Annotated in this window: 23 protein-coding genes; 20 read left to right on the plus strand and 3 right to left on the minus strand. The window is 66.2% G+C overall.

Annotated elements, in window-relative coordinates:
- The first annotated feature begins 78 nt into the window (after positions 1 to 78).
- The 15 genes from CA951_RS32270 to CA951_RS32340 all read left to right on the plus strand — a co-directional run bounded on the left by CA951_RS32270 (position 79) and on the right by CA951_RS32340 (position 15,744).
- Positions 79 to 1,158: an acyl-CoA dehydrogenase family protein gene (locus CA951_RS32270; RefSeq protein WP_087560743.1), complete on the plus strand. Its 1,080-nt coding sequence runs from the start codon at positions 79 to 81 to the stop codon at positions 1,156 to 1,158.
- 72 nt (positions 1,159 to 1,230) lie between these two features.
- A complete protein-coding gene (locus CA951_RS32275; protein WP_087560744.1) occupies positions 1,231 to 2,397 on the plus strand; it encodes an acyl-CoA dehydrogenase family protein in 1,167 nt (388 codons plus the stop codon).
- Complete coding sequence (locus CA951_RS32280; RefSeq protein WP_087560745.1) at positions 2,397 to 3,146, plus strand: SDR family NAD(P)-dependent oxidoreductase; 750 nt, start codon at positions 2,397 to 2,399, stop codon at positions 3,144 to 3,146. Before CA951_RS32275 ends, CA951_RS32280 begins: the two co-directional genes overlap by 1 nt.
- Positions 3,146 to 4,339, plus strand: coding sequence for a thiolase family protein (locus CA951_RS32285; protein ID WP_087560746.1), 1,194 nt, complete (start codon positions 3,146 to 3,148; stop codon positions 4,337 to 4,339). Before CA951_RS32280 ends, CA951_RS32285 begins: the two co-directional genes overlap by 1 nt.
- Positions 4,339 to 5,577, plus strand: coding sequence for an acetyl-CoA hydrolase/transferase family protein (locus CA951_RS32290; protein WP_087560747.1), 1,239 nt, complete (start codon positions 4,339 to 4,341; stop codon positions 5,575 to 5,577). Before CA951_RS32285 ends, CA951_RS32290 begins: the two co-directional genes overlap by 1 nt.
- Before the next feature lie 19 nt (positions 5,578 to 5,596).
- The gene (locus CA951_RS32295; protein ID WP_087560748.1) at positions 5,597 to 6,520 is read left to right on the plus strand and encodes a hydroxymethylglutaryl-CoA lyase; all 924 of its coding nucleotides are present in this window, start codon (positions 5,597 to 5,599) and stop codon (positions 6,518 to 6,520) included.
- Between the two features lie 38 nt (positions 6,521 to 6,558).
- Positions 6,559 to 7,317, plus strand: coding sequence for an SDR family NAD(P)-dependent oxidoreductase (locus tag CA951_RS32300; RefSeq protein ID WP_087560821.1), 759 nt, complete (start codon positions 6,559 to 6,561; stop codon positions 7,315 to 7,317).
- A 103-nt stretch (positions 7,318 to 7,420) separates the two neighbouring features.
- Complete coding sequence (gene menB / locus CA951_RS32305; protein WP_087560749.1) at positions 7,421 to 8,278, plus strand: 1,4-dihydroxy-2-naphthoyl-CoA synthase; 858 nt, start codon at positions 7,421 to 7,423, stop codon at positions 8,276 to 8,278.
- Between the two features lie 116 nt (positions 8,279 to 8,394).
- Positions 8,395 to 9,180: an enoyl-CoA hydratase-related protein gene (locus tag CA951_RS32310; protein WP_087560822.1), complete on the plus strand. Its 786-nt coding sequence runs from the start codon at positions 8,395 to 8,397 to the stop codon at positions 9,178 to 9,180.
- Between the two features lie 5 nt (positions 9,181 to 9,185).
- A complete protein-coding gene (locus tag CA951_RS32315; RefSeq protein WP_087560750.1) occupies positions 9,186 to 10,157 on the plus strand; it encodes an EamA family transporter in 972 nt (323 codons plus the stop codon).
- Positions 10,158 to 11,348 carry a CaiB/BaiF CoA-transferase family protein gene (locus CA951_RS32320; protein ID WP_087560751.1) on the plus strand — a complete coding sequence of 397 codons (1,191 nt, stop codon included), beginning with the start codon at positions 10,158 to 10,160 and terminating at the stop codon, positions 11,346 to 11,348. It abuts the gene before it with no gap.
- A 60-nt stretch (positions 11,349 to 11,408) separates the two neighbouring features.
- On the plus strand, positions 11,409 to 12,218 hold the full coding sequence (locus CA951_RS32325; protein ID WP_087560752.1) for an enoyl-CoA hydratase/isomerase family protein: 810 nt from the start codon (positions 11,409 to 11,411) through the stop codon (positions 12,216 to 12,218).
- Between the two features lie 5 nt (positions 12,219 to 12,223).
- Positions 12,224 to 13,075, plus strand: a complete 852-nt coding sequence (locus CA951_RS32330) for an enoyl-CoA hydratase/isomerase family protein (RefSeq protein WP_087560823.1) — start codon at positions 12,224 to 12,226, stop codon at positions 13,073 to 13,075.
- Between the two features lie 36 nt (positions 13,076 to 13,111).
- Complete coding sequence (locus CA951_RS32335; RefSeq protein ID WP_087560753.1) at positions 13,112 to 14,146, plus strand: phosphotransferase family protein; 1,035 nt, start codon at positions 13,112 to 13,114, stop codon at positions 14,144 to 14,146.
- Positions 14,147 to 14,214: 68 nt separating this feature from the next.
- Positions 14,215 to 15,744 (plus strand): long-chain fatty acid--CoA ligase, encoded by a 1,530-nt coding sequence (locus tag CA951_RS32340; RefSeq protein WP_087560754.1) that lies wholly within the window; start codon positions 14,215 to 14,217, stop codon positions 15,742 to 15,744.
- Positions 15,745 to 15,752: 8 nt separating this feature from the next.
- Here the strand turns inward: CA951_RS32340 and CA951_RS32345 are convergent, their stop codons facing one another.
- The 3 genes from CA951_RS32345 to CA951_RS32355 are packed head-to-tail and all read right to left on the minus strand — an operon-like array spanning position 15,753 to position 19,257.
- A complete protein-coding gene (locus CA951_RS32345; RefSeq protein ID WP_087560755.1) occupies positions 15,753 to 16,685 on the minus strand; it encodes an acyl-CoA dehydratase activase in 933 nt (310 codons plus the stop codon).
- A 30-nt stretch (positions 16,686 to 16,715) separates the two neighbouring features.
- Positions 16,716 to 18,059, minus strand: a complete 1,344-nt coding sequence (locus tag CA951_RS32350; RefSeq protein ID WP_087560756.1) for a 2-hydroxyacyl-CoA dehydratase subunit D — start codon at positions 18,057 to 18,059, stop codon at positions 16,716 to 16,718.
- Between the two features lie 34 nt (positions 18,060 to 18,093).
- Positions 18,094 to 19,257: a 2-hydroxyacyl-CoA dehydratase subunit D gene (locus CA951_RS32355; RefSeq protein WP_256974182.1), complete on the minus strand. Its 1,164-nt coding sequence runs from the start codon at positions 19,255 to 19,257 to the stop codon at positions 18,094 to 18,096.
- Positions 19,258 to 19,466: 209 nt separating this feature from the next.
- Here CA951_RS32355 and CA951_RS32360 point away from each other — a divergent pair, with 209 nt between their 5' ends.
- The 5 genes from CA951_RS32360 (at position 19,467) to CA951_RS32380 (ending at position 25,923) form a co-directional block, all read left to right on the plus strand.
- Entirely contained in the window at positions 19,467 to 20,297 is an 831-nt protein-coding gene (locus CA951_RS32360) for a PaaX family transcriptional regulator C-terminal domain-containing protein (RefSeq protein ID WP_256974183.1), read from the plus strand.
- Between the two features lie 274 nt (positions 20,298 to 20,571).
- Positions 20,572 to 21,942, plus strand: a complete 1,371-nt coding sequence (locus CA951_RS32365) for an MFS transporter (protein ID WP_087560758.1) — start codon at positions 20,572 to 20,574, stop codon at positions 21,940 to 21,942.
- Positions 21,939 to 23,111, plus strand: coding sequence for an acyl-CoA dehydrogenase family protein (locus CA951_RS32370; RefSeq protein ID WP_087560759.1), 1,173 nt, complete (start codon positions 21,939 to 21,941; stop codon positions 23,109 to 23,111). The genes CA951_RS32365 and CA951_RS32370 overlap by 4 nt, the downstream gene beginning before the upstream one ends.
- On the plus strand, positions 23,108 to 23,932 hold the full coding sequence (locus CA951_RS32375) for an SDR family NAD(P)-dependent oxidoreductase (protein ID WP_087560760.1): 825 nt from the start codon (positions 23,108 to 23,110) through the stop codon (positions 23,930 to 23,932). The genes CA951_RS32370 and CA951_RS32375 overlap by 4 nt, the downstream gene beginning before the upstream one ends.
- A gap of 53 nt (positions 23,933 to 23,985) precedes the next feature.
- A complete protein-coding gene (locus CA951_RS32380) occupies positions 23,986 to 25,923 on the plus strand; it encodes an AMP-binding protein (protein WP_087560761.1) in 1,938 nt (645 codons plus the stop codon).
- Positions 25,924 to 25,977: the final 54 nt, after the last annotated feature.

The raw sequence follows: 25,977 nt of genomic DNA on the forward strand, positions 1-25,977 counted from the left end.
TCAGACCTAATATACCATTAGGTTCTCGCTGCACTCGTCTTGCAGCCTATTCTTCGTCTCATCGAGAGGACCAGTTGTATGCGCTGGGAACTGTCAGAAGAGCAGGAAATGTTCACCGAAGCCCTCGACGGCTGGCTCGGACGGTTCGCCGCTCCGGCGAACGTCCGCAAGTGGGGTGAATCGGGAGATCCTGCCGAATTCGAGCAGAAGTTCGTCGAGGAGGGCTGGTTTTCCGCCGGTCTCGACGAGAAGATCGGTGGTCAGGGCGGTGGTCTGCTCGAACTGGCATTGACTGCCGAGGCGCTGGGCCGGTACGCCGCTCCGTCGAGTGCCTGGACCGCGTCGGTTCTCGCGGCACCCATGCTGCCCGAGGACGTCGCCACCGACGTGCTGGCCGGGGGCGGGTTCGCCGCGGTTGCCGTCGACGCGACCCGTCCGTTCGGTCTCGCCGACTCGGTGCGGGTCGACGAGGCCGGCGCACTGACCGGACGTGTCGCGACGGTGCTCGGCGCCGAACGGGCGAAACTGCTGGTCGTCCCGGCCGTGGGCGCCGACGGTACCGCCGCTCTGTACCTTGTCCGCGTCGACGACCCCGGCGTCGCGGTCGAACCGCGGCGCCTCCTCGACCCCTCCCGCGCGGCCGCTGACGTCCGGTTCGACAGCGCTACGGGACAGCGCCTCGACGTCGACGCGGCCACCGCGCTCGAGGATGCGGGGCTGCGGGCGGCCGTGCTCGTGGCCGCCGACTCGCTCGGGGCGATGGATCGCATGCTGCGGCTCGCGGTGGATTACAGCAAGCAGCGTCAGCAGTTCGGTGTCCCGATCGGGTCGTTCCAGGCCGTGAAGCACGCTGCGGCAGGCATTCTCGTCTCCGTCGAGGCGGGGCGTTCCATTGCCTACTACGCCGCGGCGTCGGTCGATCTCGGCCTCGACGACCGTGCGATCCATGCCGCGGTCGCCAAGGCGCAGGTGCCGCGCAATGCGGTGCAGGCAGCCGACAGCGCTCTCGTGATGCACGGTGCGATCGGCTACACGTGGGAACACGACCTGCACCTGTACTACAAGCGCGCCAAGCTCGACGAGAAGCTGTTCGGCGGACCGGGCGTGTGGAACGAGCGCCTGGCGCGCGATCTTCCCCTGCTCCCTGCCGCTGGATGATCGACCGTTGACTTTTTGGTCTGTCCTTTAGTAATTTAAGTCCAAACGGAACCAACGACGACGGGACGTGCTGTGGACTTTGATCTGACCGAGGATCAGGCGACGATCCGAGATGCGGTGCGAGAGCTCGCGGGCAAGTTCGACGAGCAGTACTGGGTGGAGAAGGACGGCGCGCACGAATTCCCCACCGAGTTCTACGACGCGTTCGCCAAGGGCGGCTGGCTGGGCATCACCACGCCGGAGGCCTACGGCGGGCACGGTATGGGCATCACCGAGGCCTCGATCCTGCTGGAGGAGGTCGCCGCGTCCGGCGCCGGCATGAACGGTGCGAGTTCGATGCACCTGTCGATCTTCGGGATGCACCCGGTGATCGTGCACGGCTCCGAGGAACTCAAGCAGCGCACGCTCCCGCGGATCGTCGACGGCGACCTGCACGTCTGCTTCGGTGTCACCGAGCCCGGTGCCGGCCTCGACACCACCAAGATCACCACGTTCGCGCGACGCGAGGGTGACAAGTACATCGTCAACGGCCGCAAGGTCTGGATCTCGAAGGCGATGGAGTCGGAGAAGATTCTCCTTCTCACTCGCACCACGAAGTTCGAGGACGCGAAGAAGAAGACGGACGGTCTGACACTCTTCCTCACCGACCTGGACCGCTCGAAGGTCGACATCCGCCCGATCAAGAAGATGGGGCGCAACGCGGTCACGTCGAACGAATTGTTCATCGACAACCTCGAGATTCCCGTCGAGGACCGCGTCGGCGAAGAAGGCAAGGGCTTCAGGTACATCCTCGACGGCCTCAACCCGGAGCGGATGCTCGTCGCCTCGGAGGCCCTCGGCATCGGCCGGGCCGCCCTGCGCCGCGGCGTCCAGTACGCCAACGAACGTGAAGTGTTCGGCCGTCCCATCGGCATGAACCAGGGACTGCAGTTCCCGCTCGCCGATTCGCTCGCCCGACTCGACGCCGCGGAACTCGTCCTCCGCAAGGCGACGTGGCTCTACGACAACGGGAAGCCCTGCGCCCGCGAGGCGAACATGGCCAAATACCTCTGCGCCGACGCCGGTTTCCAGGCCGCGGACCGCGCCCTGCAGACCCACGGCGGCATGGGCTACTCGGAGGAGTACCACGTGGCCCGGTACTTCCGCGAAGCCCGCCTGACCAAGATCGCCCCGCTCAGCCAGGAGATGGTTCTCAACTACCTCGGCGAGCACGTCCTCGGCCTTCCCAGGAGCTACTGATGTTCGAACTCACCGGAAAATCCGCCCTCGTGACCGGTGCCGGCAGCGGCATCGGTGCCTCGGTCGCCCAGGCCTACGCGCGAGCAGGCGCTGCCGTGCTCGTCACCGACGTCGACGGCGACGCCGCTGCGGCCGTGGCCGCGGAGATCACCGCGGCCGGCGGTTCGGCGAAGTCCGCGGCCCTCGACGTCCGCGACGGCGAGGCGGCCGCCGCGGCGGCGGAACAGGCTGCCGCCCTGAACGGCGGCACGCTCAACATCCTGGTCAACAACGCCGGCGCCATCGCGCCCGCAATGTTCCCGAACCTCGAAGAAGAGGACTTCCGCCGCATCGTCGACATTCACCTCGTCGGCAGTTTCGTCTGCAGCAAGGCCGTCCTCCCGTACCTGCCCACCGACGGCAGTGGGCGGATCATCAACGTGACGTCCGCGGCCGGCCTGGTGGGCACCATCGGGCAGGCCAACTACGGTGCCGCGAAGGCGGGCATCATCGGTCTGACGAAGTCGCTGGCGCGTGAACTCGCGAAGAAGCAGGTGACGGTCAACGCGCTCGCGCCGCTCGCCGCCACCAAGATGACGGAGAACATCCGGAGCAACGAAAAGCTCGCCGCCAAGACGCTCGCACGGATCCCGTTGGGCCGCTGGGCGGAACCGGACGAGATTTCGTCCAGCTTCGTGTTCTTCGCGTCCGACGGCGCGGCGTACATCACGGGCCAGGTGCTGCCCGTCGACGGCGGGACGGTGATCTGATGGCCGAGAAGCGCAACCCCTTCCAGCGTTCCGCCCGCGAGGTGATCATCGCGGAAGCAGCGCGTACCCCCATGGGCAAGTCGCACCCCGACCGCGGCTGGTTCCGCGACACCCATCCCAACGACATGCTCGGCGCGGTCTACACGGACCTGATCCGCCGCAGCGGGCTCGCTCCGGCGACGGTCGAGGACCTCGTGATCGGGTGCACGGCACCGTTCGGCGAGCAGTCCCGCAACATCGGCCGCAACGCCTGGTTGCAGGCCGGCTACCCGCCGGAGGTCCCGGCCGTCGTCCTGGACCGCCGCTGCGGGTCCGCCCAGACGGCTGTCGAGATGGGCGCCGCCCTGGTCGGCTCCGGCACCCACGACGTCGTCGTGGCAGGCGGTGTCGAACACATGGGCCACGTGCCGATGAACTCACCGGCCAAGATCTCCGAACTGTACGGCGACCCGTGGCCGGAAGCGCTGCGCGACCGGTACGACTTCGTGAACCAGGGCGAGAGCGCCGAACTCATCGCGGACCGGTGGGAGATCACCCGGCAGGAGATGGACGAGTTCGCCGTCCGCTCCCATCGTCTGGCGACCGAGGCCATCGAGGCGGGTCGTTTCGACGCCGAGATGATCCCCCTCGACCTCGCCGGTGAGACCCGGTCCACCGACCAGACCATCCGCCCCGGAACGAGCCTCGACAGCCTGGCCGGGCTGAAGACGGCATTCCGGGAGAACGGCCGGATCACGGCGGGCAGTTCGTCGCCGATCTCGGACGGGGCGGCCGGTGTGCTGCTCGCCTCCCGCGAGGCCGTCGACGCGCACGGACTGCGGGCCCGGGCGCGGATCCTCGATCAGACCACCGTCGGGGTGGACCCGATCATCATGCTGACCGGTCCGATCCCGGCCACCCGGAAGTTGCTCGACCGCAACGGAATGAGCATGAACGACATCGATCTCTTCGAGGTCAACGAGGCATTCAGCTCGGTCGTCCTGGCCTGGGAGCGGGAACTGAAGCCCGACATGGACCGGGTCAACGTCAACGGCGGTGCGATCGCGCTCGGTCACCCCGTCGGCGCGACCGGTGCCCGTCTCATCGCCACCATCGTCGCGGAACTCGAGCGGCGTGACGCCGAAATCGGTCTGGTGACCATGTGCTGCGGCGGCGGCCTGGGAACGGCGACCCTGATCCAGCGGATCGGCTGATGATCGACCTCACGCCCCACATCCGGCCCGGCGACGGAATCTGGTGGAGCCAGACGAGCGCGGAACCCACCCCGCTCGTCCACGCCCTGCTCGACCAGGTTTCGTCGATCGGTCCGGTCCGGGCGTTCGTGGGACTGACCTGGAATCGGCGGTTGACGAGCGAGTTGCCCGACGAACTCTCCGTCGTCTCCTACGGTGGCCTCGGCGAACTCCGCCGCCTCGCGCGCCTCGAGGTCGTGCCCTGCCACTACGGGGCGCTGCCGCGGCTGTTCGCCGAACGGCGGCTGCCGTGTGACGTCGGGTTCGTGCAGGTGTCACCGCCCGACTCGGCCGGGAACTGCTCGCTCGGGGTCGGTGTCGACTACATCGCGGACGCCCTCGACCACACACCGGTTCTCATCGCGGAGATCAACCGGCGCATGCCCGTCACACTGGGTGCACCACGAATTCCGTTGTCGCGGTTCGCCGCGGTGATGGAAACCGACCGCCCGTTGCTCGAGGCGCCGGACCGTGAGCCCGCCGCGGTGGAACTGGCGATCGCGCGGAACGTCGCGGATCTCGTGGCGGACGGAGACACGATCCAGATCGGCGTCGGGACGCTGCCGTCCGCCGTCCTCACCGCCCTCGAGGGTCACAAGGACCTCGGGATGCATTCCGGCATGATCTCCGACGCGGCGCTCCGCCTGATCGACCGGGGCGTCCTGACCGGGGCACGCAAGGAGATCGACCCGGGGTTGCACGTGACGGGCGCCGCGCTCGGAACGGCGGCACTGTACGACCGGCTGCCGGGCCTTCCGGTGGCCTTCCGCCCGGCGAGCTACACCCATGCGCCGCAGGTTCTCTCGCAGCTGCGATCGTTCGTGTCGATCAACTCGGCGATCGAGGTGGACCTGACCGGGCAGGTCGGCGCGGAACTGCGCAACACGACGTACGCCGGTGCCGTGGGGGGCCAGGTGGATTTCTCCCGGGCCGCGGCGATGACCGGGGGCCGCTCGATCATCGCGATGCGCGCGGATTCGCGTGGGGAGTCGACGATCAAGACTGCTTTGGAATACGGCGCGGTCACCACCGCCCGCGCCGACGTGGATTTCGTGGTCACCGAACACGGTGCCGCGGCACTGCGCGGATGTTCCCTCGGGGAGCGTGCGCGGCGCATGATCGCCGTGGCGGCACCCGAGCACCGCGAAAGGCTGGAATTCGATCTCGAGGAGTACGACCTTGCGTCCGCAACGGAGTGAGGGGAAAGGAGTCAACGCCATGGCACGTCCGCAGCGGGTCCAGATCCGGGAGGTCGGACCGCGTGACGGCTTCCAGAACGAACCGGAGCACATCCCGACCGACGACAAGGTGCGGTTGATCAACGCTCTGGGACGGGCGGGGTTCACCCGGATCGAGGTCGCCAGCTTCGTGCGGCCGGACGTGATCCCCCAACTGGCGGACGGGGTGGAGGTACTCGATCGCATCGAGGTGCCCGACGACACCAAGCTGATGGTGCTCGTCCCCAACAGCAAGGGGCTGGACAACGCACTGAAGGTGCGCGACAAGTTCCACGAGGTCGCGATCTTCGTGAGCGCGTCGGAGACCCACAACAAGAAGAACGTCAACCGCACGGTCGACGAGACGATGGCCGACAACGACGTCATGGCCAAGCGGATCGTCGCCGAGGGCCTCGACTGCGCCGCGGTGATCGCGACGTCGTTCGGCTGCCCGTTCGAGGGCAAGGTCGACCTGGGACGCGTGCTCGACCTGGCCGAACGGTTCGCCGAGGCCGGCGCCACCGAGATCGGATTCGGCGACACCACGGGCATGTGCAACCCGGCGTACGCGTCGGAATTCTTCGCCGCGGCGCTCGACCGGCTGCCCGGCGTCGAAGTGACCGCACACTTCCACAACACGCGTGGTCAGGGCCTGGCCAACGCGTACGCTGCACTCGAAGCAGGTTGCGCGAGCTTCGAATCGAGCTTCGGGGAGCTGGGCGGCTGCCCCGTTCCGGCGGGCTCGACGGGCAATATCGCCACCGAGGATCTGGTGAGTATGTTCCACGAGATGGGCGTCGAGACCGGTCTCGATCTTCCGCGGGTCATCGAGGCCGCGCGCGAAGCCCAGACGGTGCTCGGCCGCAAGCTCACCAGTCACTCGATCGTCGCGGGCCCCATCGAATGGGCCGCGAGCCCGCGCTGACCGCTTTCCACCACGAACACCACAACACGGAGAAGAACATGAGTAATCGAGTCGCATTCGTAACCGGCGGTGCACAGGGCATCGGCAAGGGCATTTCCGACGCCCTCGGGGCAGCGGGCTTCCGCGTCGCGGTGGCCGACCTCAACCTGGAGGTCGCCGAGGAGACCGCCGCCGGTATCCGCGACGCCGGCGGCCAGGCGATCGCCGTGCCCGTCGACGTCACCGACACCGCGTCCGTGCAGGCCGCGGTGAAGCAGGTCGCCGAGCAGTTCGGCCCCGTCGAGATCGTCGTCAACAACGCCGGCTGGGACGACTTCATGCCGTTCCTGAAGACCGACGAGGCGTTCTGGGACCGGATCCTCGACATCAACTTCAAGGGCCAGCTGCGGGTCATCCAGGCGACCGTCCCGGGCATGGTCGAGCGCGGCTTCGGCCGGGTCATCAACATCGGTTCGGACGCCGGGCGCGTCGGATCGTCGCTCGAGGCCGTCTACTCGGGTGCCAAGGGCGGCATCATCGCCTTCACCAAGACCCTCGCCCGTGAAATCGCGACCAAGGGTGTCACCGCGAACACCGTGTGCCCCGGACCGACCGACACTCCGGCACTGCGTAAGTTCGCGGACAGCTCCGGCCAGGACGCCGACAAGGTGATCGGCGGCATGACCCGCGCCGTGCCGATGAAGCGGCTCGGCCAGGCAACCGACATCGGTGCGGCGGTGGCGTACTTCGCCTCCGATGCAGCAGAATTCGTCACCGGACAGACCCTGTCCGTCAGCGGTGGCCTGACGATGTCCTGATCCACGGCGATTCCGAAGGTGCGGCCCGTTCTCCGGGCCGCACCTTCGTCGTTTGCGGGCTCGGCCGATAACGATCGTTTGCAGGTGTGCCTATGATCGCTTCATGACGAACAACGGTGATACAACGGATTTCGTGTCCTGGACGACAGTAGGTGAGTTCGAGGACATCCGATACGAGCACAGCGGCGACGGGATCGCGAAGATCACGATCTGCCGGCCGGAGGTGCGCAACGCGTTCCGTCCGCAGACGCTGATGGAAATCTCCGAGGCCCTGGTCGATGCTCGCGAGGACTCCTCGGTCGGCGTCATCGTGCTGACGGGTGAGGGTCCCGACGCGTTCTGTTCGGGTGGCGATCAGCGGGTGCGCGGGGATACCGGCTACCTCACCGAACCGGGGAAGTCGGGCAGTGTCGGCCGTTTCCATGTCACCGACCTGCAGATCCAGATCCGGCGGCTGCCGAAGCCGGTCGTGGCCATGGTCGCCGGCTACGCGATCGGTGGCGGCCACATTCTGCACCTGGTCTGCGACCTGTCCATCGCCGCGGACAACGCCCGGTTCGGCCAGGTCGGCCCGAAGGTCGGGTCGTTCGACGGTGGCTACGGTGCGGGATTGCTCGCCGAACTCGTCGGGGTGAAGAAGGCCAAGGAGATCTGGTTCCTGTGCCGTCAGTACGACGCAGAGCAGGCGCGGGAGATGGGGCTGGTCAACACCGTCGTCCCGCTCGCCGATCTGGAACGGGAAACCGTGCAGTGGTGCCGCGAGATGCTCCAGCTGTCGCCGTTCGCGCTGCGGCTCATGAAGGCGAGCTTCAACGCCGCGGAGGACGGGATGGCCGGCATCCAGCAGCTCGCCCACGACGCGAATCTGCTGTTCTACTCGACGGAGGAGGCGAAGGAGGGGCGCGAGGCGTACAAGGCGAAGCGGCGCCCCGAGTTCGAGAAGTTCCCGCGTCGGCCCTGATCTTCCATTTCGGTCCAACAATTAGTATGATTGGCGCAATACCTCAGGTGAGTGGCGCGGTGTGCCCGCGTGCACATTGCCACTCACGTGGGACTGGACCGAGAAGGATGGTGTGCATGTCGGAAACCGCAACGCCCGCAGTCGCGTGGAGCGACGTCGACGCCGGCGTCATGACGATCGCGCTGCAACGCAGGCCGGCGAACGCGCTCGGGCTGCCGATCATCGACGGCCTGAATGCGGCACTCGACGCAGCCGACGCCGACGGATCGGTGAAGGTGATCGTCGTCCGCTCCGACATTCCGGGCTTCTTCGCGGCCGGCGCGGACATCAAGCACATGTCGTCCGTGGACGCGGAGTCGTTCACCGCGTACGGGGATCGACTCCGTGGGGCGCTCGACCGACTCGCGTCCGCGGACCGCATCTCGATCGCCGCGGTGGACGGCCTCGCGCTCGGCGGCGGCCTCGAACTGGCAATGGCCTGCACCCTGCGGGTCGGCGGGGCGGACGCGAAGTTCGGGCTGCCCGAGGTCAAGCTCGGCCTCATCCCCGGAGCCGGTGGCACGCAGCGCCTTCCGCGTCTCGTGGGCCGTGGCCGCGCCCTGGACATCATGCTGAGTGCCCGTCAGGTCCTCGCGGCCGAGGCGCATGCGATCGGCCTGATCGACCGGCTTGTCGACGCGGGCACCGCCACGGACACAGCGCAGGCGCTCGCGGCCGAGCTGTGCACGATGTCGCTGCCCGCGCAGCGCGCCGTCATCCGCACGGTCGACGCGTCGTTCGACACCCCGCTCGAGGAGGGCTTCCGGTTCGAGGTCGCCCAGGAGCAGGACCTGTTCGAGAACGGAGAGGCAAAGGAGGGCATCACCGCCTTCCTCGAGAAGCGCGCTCCGCGATTCTCCTGAGCGCCATGACGTCGGGGCGTGCCGGGAGGGGTGCGATCACGCTGGCCCTCTTCCTCGTCTATGTGATCTGGGGATCGATCTATCTCGCGATCCGTCTGGTGATCGACGAGGCCCCTCCTCTCGGCTCGATGGCTGCACGTTTCCTCCTTGCCGCACTGTTGATGGCCGCCTTCCTGGCCTTTCGCGGTGGCTGGCGGCGGCTGCACCTCACTGGGCGGGAAATGGCAGGCGCTTCGTTCCTGGGTGTGCTGCTGCTCGCCTGCGGAAACGGCCTGACCTCGGTCGGCCAGCTGCACGGCGTGCCCTCCGGGGTGACGGCGCTCCTCGTGGCCATGGTGCCGCTGTGGATCTGCATCTACCGCACGCTGTCCGGCGACCGTCCACGGGTCCTCGAATTGGCCGGCGTCGGTGTGGGGCTGATCGGCCTCGCGGTCCTGGTGCTGCCGCACGGTGGTGAGCACTCGGGACTCCCTCTCGTCGGCGTGGCGGTCGTCGTGTTGTCCAGTGTGTCGTGGTCGTTCGGGTCGTGGATCAAGCCCCGAATCTGGCTGCCCCGCGACGTGTATGTCAGTGCGACGTATCAGCTTCTGGCTGCCGGTGCCGCCATGACGCTCGCGTCGGTTGCGACAGGGGAGCGGTTACGCGGCGAGATCGGACTCCGCGCGTGGGGCGCGTTCGGGTACCTCGTGGTCGTCGGCTCGATCGTCGGATTCACCGCATACGCGTGGCTGCTGCATCACGCACCGTTGCCGCTGGTGGCCACCCATACGTATGTGAATCCGGTGGTGGCCGTGGCACTCGGATCGGTCGTCCTGTCCGAGCCCGTCACACCGGTTCTCGTCATCGGGGGAGCGGTCGTGCTGCTCTCTGTCGTACTGGTCGTCAGTGCGCAAGCCGGGCCGCGACGGCGGAGGGATTCCACACCGAACGATTTCAAGGTATTATTATCAGACCAAAAACGGACGGGAGGCGAGTAGATGGTGCCGGACACCGCGACACGCTCGTTCACCGGGCCGTTGTCGGGCCTGAAGGTGGTCGAGATCGGCTCGATCGGGCCCGGCCCGTTCTGTGCCATGCTCCTCGCCGACCTCGGCGCCGACGTGATTCGCCTGGACCGCGCCGCCGATCCGGGGCTGGTCGGTCCGAACGCCGACTTCCGCACCGAATTGCTGCATCGCGGTCGCCGCTCACTCGCAGTCGACCTCAAACATCCGGACGGCGCCGCGGTGGTGCTCTCGCTCGCGGCGGACGCCGACATCTTGATCGAGGGATTCCGGCCCGGAGTAGCCGAGCGACTCGGCATCGGGCCGGACGACTGCGCCGCACGTAATCCCGGGCTGATCTACGGACGCATGACCGGTTTCGGTCAGGACGGACCGCTCGCTCAGCACGTCGGCCACGACATCAACTACGTCGCGCTCAGCGGCGCCCTGTCATTGATCGGACGGCAGGGCCAGCCGCCAACGCCGCCGCTCAGCCTGGTCGGCGACTTCGGTGGCGGGGGAATGCTCCTCGCGTTCGGGTTGCTGTCGGCGCTGTTCGAACGGCAGCGGTCGGGACTCGGGCAGGTGGTCGACGCCTCGATGGTCGAGGGGGCCGCACTCCTCGCGACACCCTTCTTCGGGTTCGCACAGACCGGGACGTGGAACCCGGAGCGCGGCACCAACATCGTCGACAGCGGCGCGCCGTACTACGACGCCTACGAGACCGCAGACGGAAAGTGGCTGGCCGTCGGAGCGATGGAACCGCACTTCTACGCCGACCTCGTTGCGCTGCTCGATCTCCCGGACGACCTCCCGGAGCAGAACGACCGCTCGCAATGGCCGCAGATGAAGAAGATCTTCGCGGACGCCGTTCGCGGCCGCACGCTCGCAGACTGGCTCGCGGCGGGAGAGGGACTCACGCCCTGCATATCGCCCGTCCTCGACGTCGACGAGGCGCCGGCACACCCGCACCACGTCGCACGAAAGGCATTCGTCGACGTCGACGGTCTCTTCCAACCCGCGCCGGCGCCGCGATTCAGCCGCACCGCGGCCGCAGTAGATCGCCGTCCGCCGCTGCCGGGCGAACACACCACCGAGATCCTGACCGACTGGGAGATCGACCCCGGCCGCGCCGCCGACTGGCTGGCCTCGGGGGCCATACGCGAGGCCGTCGCGGAGACCTGACCACCACGAAAAAACTTGCGGCGACCACCTGGGATCGCCGAAATGAGAAGGAGTGACCTCGTGACCGAGCCCACGACATGGGAAACGTTCACGCTCGACCGGCCGGAACCCGGCATCGCCGTCGTGACGTTGAATCGCCCCGAACGAATGAACTCGATGACGAACACCATGTTCATCGAACTGGAGAAGGTTGCGCTGCAACTGGATCACGAACACGACCTCCGCGTCGTGATCCTCACCGGCGCAGGCAAGGCGTTCTGCGGCGGATTCGACCTCGACGACGCCGAAGGTTTGTCGTCGATGACGCCGATGGGCATGCTGGACCAGCAGGAACTGGCTGCGCGCGCCCTCTCGACGATCCGCAGCATTCGCGTTCCCGTGATCGCGGCGGTCAACGGTGCGGCCGCGGGCGGCGGACTGTCCCTGTCCCTCGCCGCCGACATCCGGATCGGTTCGCCGACGGCACGGTTCAACGCGGCGTTCGTGCGGATCGGCCTGTCCGCAGGCGACCTGGGTGCGTCGTGGCACCTGCCCCGCCTCATCGGTCCGGCACGCGCAGCCGAATTCGCCTACACCGGTCGCTTCATCGAGGCCGTGGAGGCCGAGTCCCTCGGATTGCTGAACGCGGTCGTTCCGGCCGAGTCGCTGCTCGACGAGGCTTTGGCGATGGCGCGCCTCATCAGTGCGAATTCGCCTGCCGGTGTGCAGATGTCGAAGCGTGCGCTCCATGCGAACATGGAAGTGTCGTCGTACGCCGCCGCGCTCGAGCTCGAGAATCGCGGGCAGGCTCTGCTCACTCGCGGCGACGACATGCCCGAAGCCCTGGCCGCGTTCAAGGAAAAGCGCAGCCCCCAGTTCACGGGACGGTGATCCAGATGACGCAGACGGATACGCGGGAGAATACGGCGGTGCTGAACAATTACGCGCCGCCACAGCTGGAGACCCTCACCCTCGAGGTGCTGGAGGGCAAGATCGTCGTCCTCACGATCAATCGGCCCGAGCGGATGAACTCGATGGTCGTGAAGATGTTCGAGGAGTTCAACACCGTCGCATACGCGTTGCGCGACACGGACGCGCGGGCGCTGATCATCCGCGGTGCGGGCGATCGCGTGTTCTGCGCGGGGTTCGACCTGGACGAAATCCGCGTGATCACCGAAATGGGTGTGCGTGAGTTCCTCAGGTTCCAGGAGACCGCGACCGGTGGCCTGGCGGCGCTGCACCACCTGCCGTTCCCGGTGATCGCCGCAATTCACGGTGCCGCGTCCGGTGGCGGTCTGTCGCTGGCGCTCGCCTGCGACATCCGGCTCGTGGCGCCCACCGCGAAGTTCAATGCGGCGTTCGTCAAGGTCGGACTGTCCGTAGGCGAGCTCGGCACGTCGTGGCAGCTCACCAGGCTGGTCGGACCCGGCCGGGCCGCGGAGATCGCCTACACGGCGCGTTTCGTCGGCGCCGAGGAGGCCGCCCGGATCGGATTGGCGAACCGGGTGGTGCCGAGCGAGGACCTGTTCGACGAGGCTGTCGCGGTGGCCGAGGCGATCGCATCGAATTCGCCGGGCGGCGTCCGGATGTCGAAGCGTGCGCTGCAGCGGAACCAGGAAGTGACGTCGTATGCGGCGGCACTGGAGTTGGAGAACCGGGGGCAGGCGCTGCTCACCCGGTGCGCCGACATGCCTGAGGCGCTGTCGGCGTTCAAGGAGAAGCGGGCGCCGCGCTTTACCGGCCAGTAAGGATCGAATGATGACGACATGGATGGAGGCGAGCGCATGACCTGGGAATGGACGCCCGACACGCTCGGTGCGCTGGAGTCGTTCCTGCGCGATCGCGGGATCACCGAGGGTCCGCTCACGACCGCGGGGATCGGCGACGGACATTCCAACCTGACTTTCCTCGTGTCCGACGGGGTCCGTCAGGTGATCGTCCGCCGCCCGCCTCCTCCGCCGATTCCACCGGGCGCCCACGACATGCTGCGGGAGGCCCGTCTCGTCGGCGGCCTCGCCGGGAGCGGCGTGCCGGTGGCGGACGTCCTCGCCGTCGGTCAGACCGGCGACGTGCTCGATGTCCCGTTCTACGTGATGGACTACGTCGCCGGGCCGGTGGTCACTACCGAGACCCCGCCTGCGCTGAGTTCGCCGGCGGACCGACGCCGGATCGGGGAGGCGTTGATCGACACGCTCGCCGCACTGCACGCGGTGGACTGGCAGGCCGCCGGCCTGGGCGACCTGGGCCGACCGGAAGGATTCAACGAACGCCACCTGCGCCGCATGGGCAGGCTGGTCGCGGCCGAGGACGGGACACCGCCGCCGGAGTTCGCGGACATCGACGCGTGGCTCGGGGCCAATGTGCCCGCCGAATCGGGTGCGGCGATCATCCACAACGACTACCGCATCGGCAACGTCATCCTCGCTCCCGACTCGCCGGGACGTATTGCCGCAGTGCTGGACTGGGAGCTCGCGACGATCGGTGACCCGTTGTTCGATCTCGGTTACTTCCTCGCGTCGTATCCCGTCGAGGGGGAGGAGCGCACACCGACCGAGGACCTCGGTACCGCCGTGCTCGAGGAGGGATACCCGACCCGGGACGAACTGGCTCAGCGGTACGCGGCGGCCACCGGCGCCGACCTGTCGAACCTGAACTGGTACACGGCGCTGGCCCTGTGGAAGCTGGCGGTGCTGTACGAATACGGGCGGCGCCGCGCCGTCGCCGGAGTCGGCGACCAGTACTACCGCGACGAGGCATTGGTGCGCTCCTTCCTCGACGCCGCACACCGGACGGCGGGATTGAAAACCGTCTCCGCCTGAGCCGCGGGCAACCTCGTCCACCAACCGGCGGGAATCGCATCCGGTCTTCGATGTCGAATGGAGTATTGATGAACCCGATGGGACTGGCCACGTGGCTGCGTCGGCGCGCCGAGCGCGACGGAGATCGATCGGCGTTGACGTTCGCCGGTGAGACCCTGTCGTTCGCGACGCTGCAGCGAGAGGTCGAATCCTTCGCGGATGTGCTGTACGGGTGTGAGATCCGCTCCGGTGACCGTGTCGCCTACGTGGGCTTCAACCACACCCGCTTCCTCGTGGCGCTCTTCGCGACGGCACGGCTGGGCGCGATCTTCGTGCCTCTCAACTTCCGGTTCACGGGAAGTGAACTTGCGCAGAACATTCATGACAGCGACGCTTGCCTGCTGATCGCCGACGACGCGCATACCGCCCCCGTCGACGAGGTTCGCGGCGATCTCGGCGTGCGGCGCTATCTACGAATCGGCGAAGGTGCTGACGGTTGGGACGGCGTCGACGACCTTCTGGCACTTCATCACGCCCATGTCGAGGAGGCCGCCGTCGATGTGGATTCGCCGGCCCTGATTCTGTACACGTCGGGAACGACGGGGCGACCGAAGGGTGCCATACTCACACACCGAAATGTGTGGACCAGCAACGTCAACTGGATGCTGGCGGTGAACTACAACGCCGATCACGTCGCACTCACGTCGGCGCCGCTCTTCCATTCCGGCGGCATGTGCGTCATGACTCTTCCGACACTCATGGCAGGGGGCCACGTCGTCGTCCACGAACATTTCGACGCCGGGTCGCTACTCGACGACATCGAGCGCTACCGGGTGACCTCGCTGTTCATGGTCCCGGCCATGATGTTGTTCGCGAGCAAGCACGAGCGTTTCGACACCGCGGACTTGTCCAGCGTCCGCATCATCGTCGCGGGCGCGGCGCCCGTCCCGGAACCGATGCTGCGGTTGTATGGGGCACGCGGGATTCCCGTGAGCCAGTGCTGGGGTCTGACCGAGGCCGCCACAGGGGCGACGTTCCTGGGGACAGACCGTGCCCTGGAGAAACTCGGCTCCTGTGGCACCGCCGGCATGCTCAACGAGGTGCGGTTGATCGACTTCGAGGGGAACACTCTCACCACGCCTGGTGTGCACGGCGAACTGTGCGTGCGCGGCGGCACAGTGTCCCCGGGGTACTGGAACCTGCCCGAGGCGACGGCCGCGGCGCTGGGTGCTGATGGTTGGTTCCGCACCGGCGACGTGGCCTATCAGGATGAGGACGGCTACTACTACATCGCGGACCGGCTGAAGGACATGATCATCAGCGGTGGCGAGAACGTGTACCCCGCGGAAGTCGAGAGCGTGCTGTACGGCCACCCGGCTATCGCCGAGGTTGCAGTGGTCGGTGCCCCCGACGATCGCTGGGGAGAACGTGTGGTGGCGGTGGTGGTGCTCGCACAGGGGGCGGATCTCGACCTGGAGGAACTCCGGGACTTCGCCGGCGGCGAATTGGCCCGGTACAAGCTTCCTCTCGAATTACGCATCATCGACGTTCTCCCGCGGAACACGACCGGAAAGGTGCTCAAGCACGAGTTGCGTGCGATGAGCGGCACCGGCGCCTGATCAGAAGATCAGCGCGGGAGAAGCGGAATCGTCGTTCGACCGTTCGGTGCGCCGGCGACGGCATCGTGCGCTGACCCGCAGGTTGTGCAGTCTGGAGTTGATCCGGGTCGTCTGGCCGTCGGCAGGTCGTCGTCAGTGCTGTTCTGCAGTTGCGGACTGCTCTCGACGCTGTCACGCGCGATCAGTGCGGCGCCGTACGCGCCGGTGATCTGCGGTGTAGCGGGAACCGTGACAGGTGCGCCCAGTGTGACTTCGAGGAAGTGCACGGCTGCGGCGTTCCGTGCTACACCGCCGGTCATCACGACGGGAGTGTGCTTGCCGACGTGGGAGACCAGCCCCAGTGTTCGGGCCGACACTGCGCGGTGTACTGACGCGGCGATGTCCTCGCGCCGCTCGCCACGGGCAAGGAGGGAGATGATCTCGGTTTCGGCGAAGGTGGCGCACATGCTGCTGACCTCGAGGTCCTTGTCGCCGGCGAGTGCGAGATCGGCCAGCTCGGCGATCTCGCACTCGATCGCTCTGGCGAGCACCTCGAAGAAGCGTCCGGTGCCGCTGGCGCAGCGATCGTTCATCGAGAAGTTCTCGACGAGGCCCTCGTCGTCGATGACGATCGCCTTGCTGTCCTGCCCGCCGATGTCGACGACCAGGCGGGTGCCGGGGCACAGTGCGGCAACACCGCGCGCGTGACAGGTGATTTCGGTGAAGGTCCGTCCGACTCCGGGGACCATGCGTCGACCGTATCCGGTCGCGATGGTCGCGGTGATGGCGGATTCGTCCAGGCACGCTGCCGTCAGAGCACCGGCCATCGATCGGGACAGCCCGGCGCGGCTGACCGCGCCCATCTGGACCACATCCGACGCCAGGATCGATCCGTGTCGGTCGACGATCACCGTCTTGGCCGTGGTCGACCCGAGATCGACACCCATGTAGAAAGCGGTCACCTGCGCGACTCCGTTCTGGTTGTGTCCGTGTCAGACTGACGTGTTGCCGGTACGGCTGCGGCGGACATCGATACCCTCGAGCATTGCAACCAGCCGACTTTCGAGGATCTCGTCCTTGTAGAAGGAGGCATCGGCGACATCGCCTTCGAAGAAGATCGAGGGGATGCCGAGCTCACGCTGCGCCGCCTTGGCGACCAGCTGTTGAGGATTGGTGAACGCCCGGCAGGTTCGGGTGGAGTGGAACACGATGCCGTCCACTCCGTATTGTTCGCAGTCCCGCAGCACCAGTTGTTTGATGGTCTTCGTTCCGTGGTTCGTCGGGCACAGCAGGTAGTGCTGCGCCATGCCGAGCAGCGGATTCTCCGGGTCGATCAGATGGGGTTCCTGCCAGAACGCCTGATGGGTGTACCGGCCGGCAATGACCGCCACGTCGTGATCGGCGAACTTGCGGGCAAGGAAGCCCAGCTTGTTCCAGTTCATGAATCCGTCGAAGTAGACGCGGTAGCGCTCATTGCGCACTGCGGGAACGCCTTCGGCGATTCGTTGTTCGATCTCGGCCTTGACCGCCGCGAAGTAGTCCACCAGTTCCTGGCTGGCCGGAAGGAAGTTGATGTGTGCGATGCTCGCGATCCAGTCGAAGAACGTCGCCGGGGTGGGCGCTTGCGCACACAGTGCCATGGCTTCGCGGCGGAGTTCGGATGCGCGCTTGATGTACGCCATGTTCTGCTGGAGGGCGTCCCAGTCGAACGGTTGTCCGGTCATGGACTCGATGAATGACACGAGTTCGAGCAGTTGGTCGGACACATAGCGCGACGCCTGCTCCCATTCCTCGCCCACCAGGTAACCCGCGCCGGGCTTGCCGGCCGCCAGATAGGGCAGCGATACGTTGAAGATCGGCACTTCCTTGCCGAAGACCCGGAAGGAGATGTCGTCCCATTGCTGTCCGGTACTGCAGCCGGCATAGGCATTGACGAAGAAATCGGGTGCCGGCAACCGGCTGGCCAACTCCTGCTGCGCGGGCAGGCCGACGACACCGGTGCCGTTGGCGTGGCCGCTTTCTCTGGTGAGAACGGCGCATCCGAGATGGGTACGCGAATACGAGCAGAGTTCTCCGATGTAGCCCGCCTCTTCGGCGGCCAGCTGGGCGGGGCGCTCGAGGTGCTGGGCGGCGAGCCGGGCGGAGAAGGCCTCACCGTGGCACCAGGCGAGACCCGCGGCCTGAAAGAAGGGGTTGACGGCAGAACCGTTGTACCAGACGACTTTTTGGCCACGTTCGCGGGCGGTGAAGATGTTGTCCCAGTAGTCGGCGACCATCTTGCCGCCGGTCTTGGTGATGCTCAGTCGGTTGGTGTTGTCGGTGACGGCAGTGCTCATCTGATCACTTCCTGGTGGGTCGAGGGTTCGGATTTCACGACGTGACGAGCTGGGTGCGCCGGATGCGTTCGAGCAGCGCCTCGACACGGGTTCGGACCGATTCCACCGGAACCCCGTCGTGTTCGGTTTCGAGGAGTAGATGAGGGATGCTCTGCTCCGTGAGCCGTTTTCGGAGTTGCGGGTAGTAGAGCATGTGAGGCTCGCAGAACTTGGCCATCAGCACGATGACCCCGTGAGCGCCACTCGTCTGGACGGAGCGGATCAGTGTGTCCTCCCAATCCGTGTCGTGTTTGACACGGGTGGGGCAGGGGAGATTGACGTCGCGCTGCAGGTACCAGCGGCCGAGTGCGGCGACCGGGTCGATGTCTTCGTCGACGTCGGTCGAGATGTAGCGGGCGCCGTGGTAGAGGTCGTCGTCGACCACCACCGCCCCGCATTCCTCCACGGCGCTCAGCAGTTGAGGATTCGGGGCGTGGCAGAAATGCCCGGACAGGTGCAGCCGAATCCGATGGTCGCGGGGAACCGCCTCGAGTCCTTCGACGATCTGCCGAAGCAGCGCGGTGTGCTCGGCCTTGTCCATCACCATGCTCGACTTCACCAGTGCCTGCATTTCGGTCGAGGTGAACTGCGCGCTGCCGGATCTGCGTGCTGCAAAGATGTGACGGAGAAGCCGGCGGTTCTCGTTGAACAGCGTGATGCTGCACGAGAGTGACTGTGCGGAAAAGGGTTCACCGGTGAAGGTCGCCATCTCGTCGATGAAGGCGCGAATCTTCGTGTCGACGACGTCCGGGGCCCAGGCGTCACCGAGCGAGCTGGCGAATTGTTCGAAGTGCAGCGGTGTGTCGGCGTATTCGTCGCGCACCACATCCACCGCTCCCAGCAGCTGGATGCAGTGGTCGGACAGGAAGAAGCTGTCGTAGATGTCGAGCCTGCCCTTGGCTGCCTGGTCCGCGATGTTCCTGGTGTAACCGCAATAGAACTCGGCCAACAGGTTTCGCCCCATGCTGTCGGGTTCGCGGTTCTCCTGGATGATCACCGGCAACGCGCCGGCGGCGTGGGCGATCTCGGCCGGAAAGTTCATGGGGAATGCTCCGACGACTTTGCCGCCGGTCCGCTCTTTCCACTGAACGACGTAGGTCTCCGGGTCGGCAGCAATGTCGCCGAGTCTGGTCAGTGCGGTCGTCAATGTCTCCGGCACGGCACCTGCCTCCTTCGCGCCCAAACCCAGGGGTGGTGGGGCCAGCCCAGGGTGATTGGGGATGTGAATCGGCCACGTGGCGGACCGGTCTCTTCTTTGTAGACCCAAATTAGACAATAATCAACTCCATGTGGTCAGAAATGTATAACTTTGGGACCGGCGGCGAGTGCCGCGGAGCAGCGCCTGCCGAGCCTGCGACAATTCGAGGTGTGTTCGACGTCAACCTTCCCCCGCCGAGTGCTCGATCCCTCCTCCTCACGGTCGTCGGTGAGCTCATGCATCCGTCGACGGAGGAGGCGTGGACGACGGCACTGCTCCGAGTGCTCGGCGGCCTCGGGATCGAGGAGCACGCCGGTCGTCAATTGCTCGCGCGTGCCGCTGCGGCCGAATGGCTCGAGCGCGAACGGCGCGGACGGGCGGTGCACTGGCGCCTCGCGGGCAGGGGGCTGGATCTCGTGTCCAACGGTATTCGGCGATCGAACGCCTACCTCGCGGGTCCGCCGTCGTGGGACGGCCGGTGGCTGCTGTTGTTCGTCACGGTGCCCAACCAGCTCCGCACGACGCGAAAGCGGCTATACGGTGGTCTGTCCTGGCTGGGAATGGGCAATCCGCTGTCGAGTGTGTGGGCGACGCCCCATGCGGACCGGAAAGATGACCTGAGCGAGCTGGTGAAGTCGCTGGGGCTCGAAGCGTCGTCGCTCGCCGTGATCGGTCCGGTGCAGGCTACGGGCATGACCGACCGAGAGATCGTCCGCAATGCCTGGGACCTCACCGGTATCGCCGAATCGTACGAGTTGCTGCTTGCCCAGCTCGTGGACCTGGCAGATCCGTCGGATGAGGACGACGTATTGCTGACATACCTCCGGCTGCTCAACGTTCAGCAGCGCCTGATGCGGCGGGATCCGTTTCTTCCCGAGCTGTTGCTGCCGGAGTGGATCGGTCGCGAAGGCGCGGAAACGATCCGCCGGCGCCGTGAGCAGTGGGCGCCGATCGCCCATGCACGGTGGGCGAAGATCGTGCAGGAGTGCGCGCCGGATTGACCGGTGGCCGCGCCTTAATCCCCGGGCCGGAATTCGGAACGACGTGGGTTTGTACAGAATCTGCATCAGGGTGTTGATTTTTGTATAAATTGTCGGCATGATGCCCTTGTGGGACGGGTCACAGCACGTCCTACGTGAGACGAGAGTAAAAATCGTGCCCGGGCCACTTGTCTCCAAATTTATGGTCATTCCATTAGACCGAAAGCGGTTGGGTGTACCTCTTCCTGCGGCTTTCGCGTCGGCGACCATCCGATCCTCTCAATCAGGAGCAGACATGGAATCACCCATCGCCGACCCTCCCCGCGTCGAATCGGCGTCGTCGCGAAGAACGTCTCGACGTGCTGCACTGGCCGCATTTCTCGGCACCGTCATCGAGTTCTACGACCTGGTGATCTACGGGACGGCGGCGGCACTGGTCTTCGGTGACGTCTTCTTCCGCGACGTCAGTGCACAAGTCGCGTTGATTATGTCGTTCGCGACGTTCGCCACCGGCTATCTGGTGCGCCCGATCGGCGGTTTGATATTCGGCTACATCGGCGACAGCTTCGGTCGCCGATCCGCACTCATGATCACCATCGCCATGATGGGTGGCGCGACAGTGCTGATCGGCGTGTTGCCGACGTACGCAACTGTCGGTGCGCTGGCGCCGATCATGCTTCTCGTCCTGAGGCTGGTCCAGGGCATTGCCATCGGGGGCGAGCAGGGAGGCGCCGTGCTGATCGCCGTCGAACACGCCCCGCCGAACAAGCGGGGGTTCTACGGAAGCTTCTCGACGGCGGGCGCCCAAGGCGGAACCGTCCTCGCTACCGCCGTATTCGCGCTGGTGACCCTGATGCCTGAAGATGCGCTCATGACCTGGGGCTGGCGAGTGCCGTTCCTGCTCAGTGCGGCCATCGTCGTCGTCGGGCTGATCATCCGGAACGGAATCGAGGAAACCCCCGACTTCAAGCACGTCGCGGACAGTGCGAAAACTCGTAACCCTGTGCGGCAGGCTCTGGTCCGGTACCCCAAGACAATTCTCGGAATCACCCTCGTCATGGGCGGAGTGTTCGCCTGCTGGTACATCCTGACCGTCTACAGCCTGAGCTACGCGGTCAAGACGGTCGGCATCGACCGTACGACGATGCTCTGGCTCATCACCGCCGCCACACTCCTGGTCGTCGTCATGAACCCCGTGTGGGGTGCGCTGTCCGACCGCATCGGGCGCACCAAGCTCGTCGCCGGCGGGTTGGTGATCGAGGGAGTGACGCTGATCGTCTATTTCGGAGCATTGACGACGGGTAACCTCGCGCTCATATTCGTCACCATGATCGTCACCACGGGCTGCGGCCACGCCATGATCAACGGTGTCTTCCCGGCATTTGTCGCCGAAAGCCTTCCGGCGGAGGTCCGTTACACCGCAGGATCCTTCGGGATCCAGCTCGCCGGCGTGCTCGGCGGGTTCGCACCCCTGGTCGCGGTCGCGCTCCAGGGGTCGAGTTGGGGCGTGTGGTCCATCCCCGGCATCTGCATGGTGATCTGCCTGGTCGGCGCGGTCAGCGCGTACACGCTGGTCCGCGGGTCCCGGTCGGCGACCGCACTGCCGCACGTCGAACCTGCACCCGCATCTCGTCTCGTCGACTCGGATGACAAGGCCATCTCATGACCCCAGTCGTCGATCCCGACCGCTCGAAAATCCGCGACGCGGTGAGCGCCTTCGCGGCCAAGCGAGTCGCACCCGGGTACCTTGCCCGTGCGAAGTCCTCGACCTTTCCCTGGGACCTGCATCGCGAGATCGCGGACCTCGGAATCTACGGTCTGCTCGCGGGCGACGAGTACAACCCGCTCGACCGGGAGGATTTCGTCGCCGCCGGTCTCGCGGTGGAGGAACTCGCCTACGCGGACTTCAATGTCGCCAACATCGCGATCCCGGTGATGCTGATGGGCACACTGATCCGCCATCACGGGTCCGAGACGCTGGTGAAGGAGTGGCTCCCGCGCCTGGTCGCCGGCGAGACGTTCGTGGCTTTCGGACTGACCGAGCCCGAAACGGGGTCCGACGCGGCGAACATCACCACCACCGCGCGTGCCACCGACGACGGGTATGTCATCTCCGGAGAGAAGACGTCGGTGACCATGCTGAGCAACGCCGAGGCGATCATCGTCGCGGCACGCACCATCCGTGACGGCGACGATGTCGGCGTATCGGCCTTCCTGGTTCCGCTCGACAGTGCCGGCATCGCCAAATCGGTTGTTCCAGACACCGGCTGGGGCATTCTCGGTCGTGGAGTCCTGCATCTGGACGGGGTGGAGATTCCGGCCGACAATCTGATCGGGGTCGAGGGTCGTGCATTCTCTCGCGTCCTCAACGGATTCGACTTCACACGGCCGCTCCTCGCTCTCACGGGAATCGGTGCAGCGCAGGTGTCGCTGGACGAGACGGCCGAGTACGTGCGACAGCGCACAGCCTTCGGTGCAAAGCTGGCCAAGTTCGAAGGCGTGTCCTTTCCGATGGCCGAACATCTCACGAAGCTCGAGGCGGCCCGGCTGATCTGCTATTCGGCCCTCGAGAAGCGCACCCTGAACCTGCCGCACACCGCAGAGGCCGCGATGGCCAAGTGGTACGGACCCCTGGTCGCGAGTGCAGCGGTCAAGGAATGCCTGCTCCTGCACGGCAACTACGGCTACTCACAGGAACTGCCCTTCGAGCAACGCCTCCGAGACGTCATGTCCGTCGAGATCGCCGACGGCACAGCCCAAATCCAGAAGATCATCATCATGCGAGAAAAGTACGGAACCGATTTCGTCCCGTACGAGAAACGGAGCACCACATGAGCAGCACTGCCAACTCCGGCGCAGCCGGCCGACCGAATCCGGCCGACGGATTCGACTTCAGTACATCGAAGATCCTGGTGGTCGGGGGCACCTCGGGTGTCGGCCTCACCACCGCCATCTCATTCGCGCAATGCGGCGCCCGGCACATCACCCTCGTCGGCCGCAACGAGACGAGAGGGAAAGAGGCGATCGACCGGGTCCGCGCGCTGTGCCCGGAGTCCGACGTTCACTTCCTGCCGGCCGATGCCAACGACCCCCGAGCCGCCGACGAGGTCGTCCGCGAAGCTGCGCGGACCATGGGCGGACTGGACGTGCTCGTGAACTCGACGGTCGCTGTCTACCAGCCGACACTGTTTCACGACACGGACATCGCAGAGATCTCGACGATGCTGGTGCAGCAGGCACTCGGACCGATCCTCACCAGCCGCGCTGCCGTCACACTCATGCGGGAGAGCGGGCACGGTGTGATCATCAACATCGCATCCGACGCCGCGAAGGTCCCGACGCCCGGTGAATGTGTCATCGGAGCCGCCATGGCCGCCATCGTGACCTTCTCCCGCACCCTGGCGGTCGAGGCCAAGCGCTACGGCGTCCGGGTGAACACGATCACGCCGTCCCTCATCGCGAACACGGGATCATACGACAGGGCGATGAACATCGAGTTCAGTCAGAAGATCTTCGAGAAGATCAAGAATCAGGCGCATCTCGGGCTCACCGAACCCGAGGATCTCGCGAACACGATCCTCTTCCTCGCCTCACCCCTCGCCGCCAACATCACCGGACAGGTGGTCAGCGTGAACGGCGGCATCTCGGTCGCGTGACGGTGTCGGCGCATCGATCTCCCTGTCAGAACCCTCGAGAAAGGCCCGCACGGATGGTGCACTCGCCCGCCCCAGCGCATCCGCAGTCTCGCGTCGACCCCACGCCGCCACGAATACTGCGGCGGAGAATCGCAAACCGGGACGACATCACGTCCATCGAGACGACGTTCTCGCCCGATGACTTGCGTACCGGCGCGACGTTCTACGACGCGCTCGCCGCGGCTGCGGCCGAGCATCCGGACAAGAACGCGATCGTGACGATCGAACCGCCCGACTTCCTCGTCCCGGCGCGTGTCGTCACCTACCGCGAACTGATCGGATCGATCGAACGCGCGGCCAGTCTTTTCCACGACCGCGCCGGCGACTCGCCCAGCGTGGTCGCGGTGATGCTGCCGATGCTGCCGGAGGGCCTGGTCGCGATCTGGGGAGCGGCGACGTCCGGGATCGCGGTTCCACTCAACCCCTTCCTCGAGCTCTCCTCGCTCGTGCGCATCATGAACGACGCCCGCTGTACCACCCTGGTCACCGTGCGCGGGACAGTCGACGAGAAATGTGGTGGGGACGTCGACGCGATCCTCGAAGCCGTGCCCACCCTGCAGTCGGTCTTCTTCGTCGACGCCCCGGACGGTCCGCACGATCTGCTCACCGCCATGGATAGCTACGCAGGGTCCGGGCTGACTTTCGATCGCGACCTCGATCCGCATCGCGACGCTGTCCTGATGCCGACCGGTGGCACCACCGGAACGCCGAAGCTGGTTCGCATGTCCCAATTCGGTCAATTGACCGTCACCTGGAACGTCGGTGCTCTGATGGGACCGCGGCCGGACGGCGTGGTGGCCCACGGCATGCCGAACTTCCACTGCGGGGGCAGTGTCTCGCTCGGTTTGCGGTCGCTGCTGTACGGACAGACCCTGCTGACAATGACGTCGGAGGGATACCGAAACCGCGCGGTGGTCGAGAAGTTCTGGGACATCGCTCGCCACTATCGGGTCACGTCCCTACTCGCCACGCCGACGACCGCCCAGGCGTTGCTCAGCCTGCCCGGCGGTTCACGGAAGGATCATTGCATCGAGGACTTCCACGTCGGCGGCAGCGCCGTGCCGACCGAACTCGTCCGCGCCTTCCACGAGCGGTTCGGCATCTGGCTGCGCGAGAACTGGGGAATGACCGAGGTGCACGGAACGGTGACCGGGCACCTGAACGACGGATCGGCACCTCGGATCGGCTCGGCAGGCACACCGCTTCCGTTCTGCCAGGTCCGCGCGATCGAACTCGACGACGATGGGCGGTTCGTTCGTCAGTGCCCGCCGGGCGAGCGCGGGACGCTCGTGATCGGCGGCCCGATCGTCAGCCAGGGGTATCTCAACGAAGAACTGAACAAGGACTTCTTCGTGGTGGGAATGCCGGACGGTCAGGCATGGGCGAACACGGGCGATCTCGGCGCCGTCGACGAAGACGGGTACGTCTGGGTGTCCGGGCGTGCGAAGGACCTCATCATCCGGGGCGGCCACAACATCGACCCCAGCGAGATCGAGTACGCACTCGACCGCCATCCCGCGGTCCACCTCGTCGCCGCGGTCGGCCGGCCGGATGCGGCCAAAGGTGAGCTTCCGGTGGCGTTCGTCCAACTCGAAGAGGGCGCCACAGTGGAGCCGGGTGAACTGCTGGCCTTCTGCCGAGAACACGTCCAGGAACGAGCAGCGACACCGGTCGAGGTGATCGTGCTCGATCAACTTCCGCTGACTCCGGTCGGGAAGCTCGCCAAACCAGTACTTCGGATGCTTGCCACCGAACGCGAAGTACACGCCCAAGTCAGGGCCGTCCTCCCGGACAGCGTTGCCTACGAAGTCCGGGTCGACAACACCGGCCTGCGCCCGCTCGTCGTCGTCGATCTCGCCGACGAGGCCGGCGAAGTACTGGAAGGCGCCCGGGTGCTGCGGGAGCGGTTGGCGAACTACGAGTTCGACTCGGACATCCGTACTCGGCACTGATCCACTCGAGGCGAGCAAACCGGCGATGGTCCGCCGCTGCCGCATCGACCGTCC

The sequence above is a fragment of the Rhodococcus sp. NCIMB 12038 genome, from assembly GCF_002165735.1.
In the GTDB taxonomy this organism is placed as follows: Bacteria; Actinomycetota; Actinomycetes; order Mycobacteriales; family Mycobacteriaceae; genus Rhodococcus_F.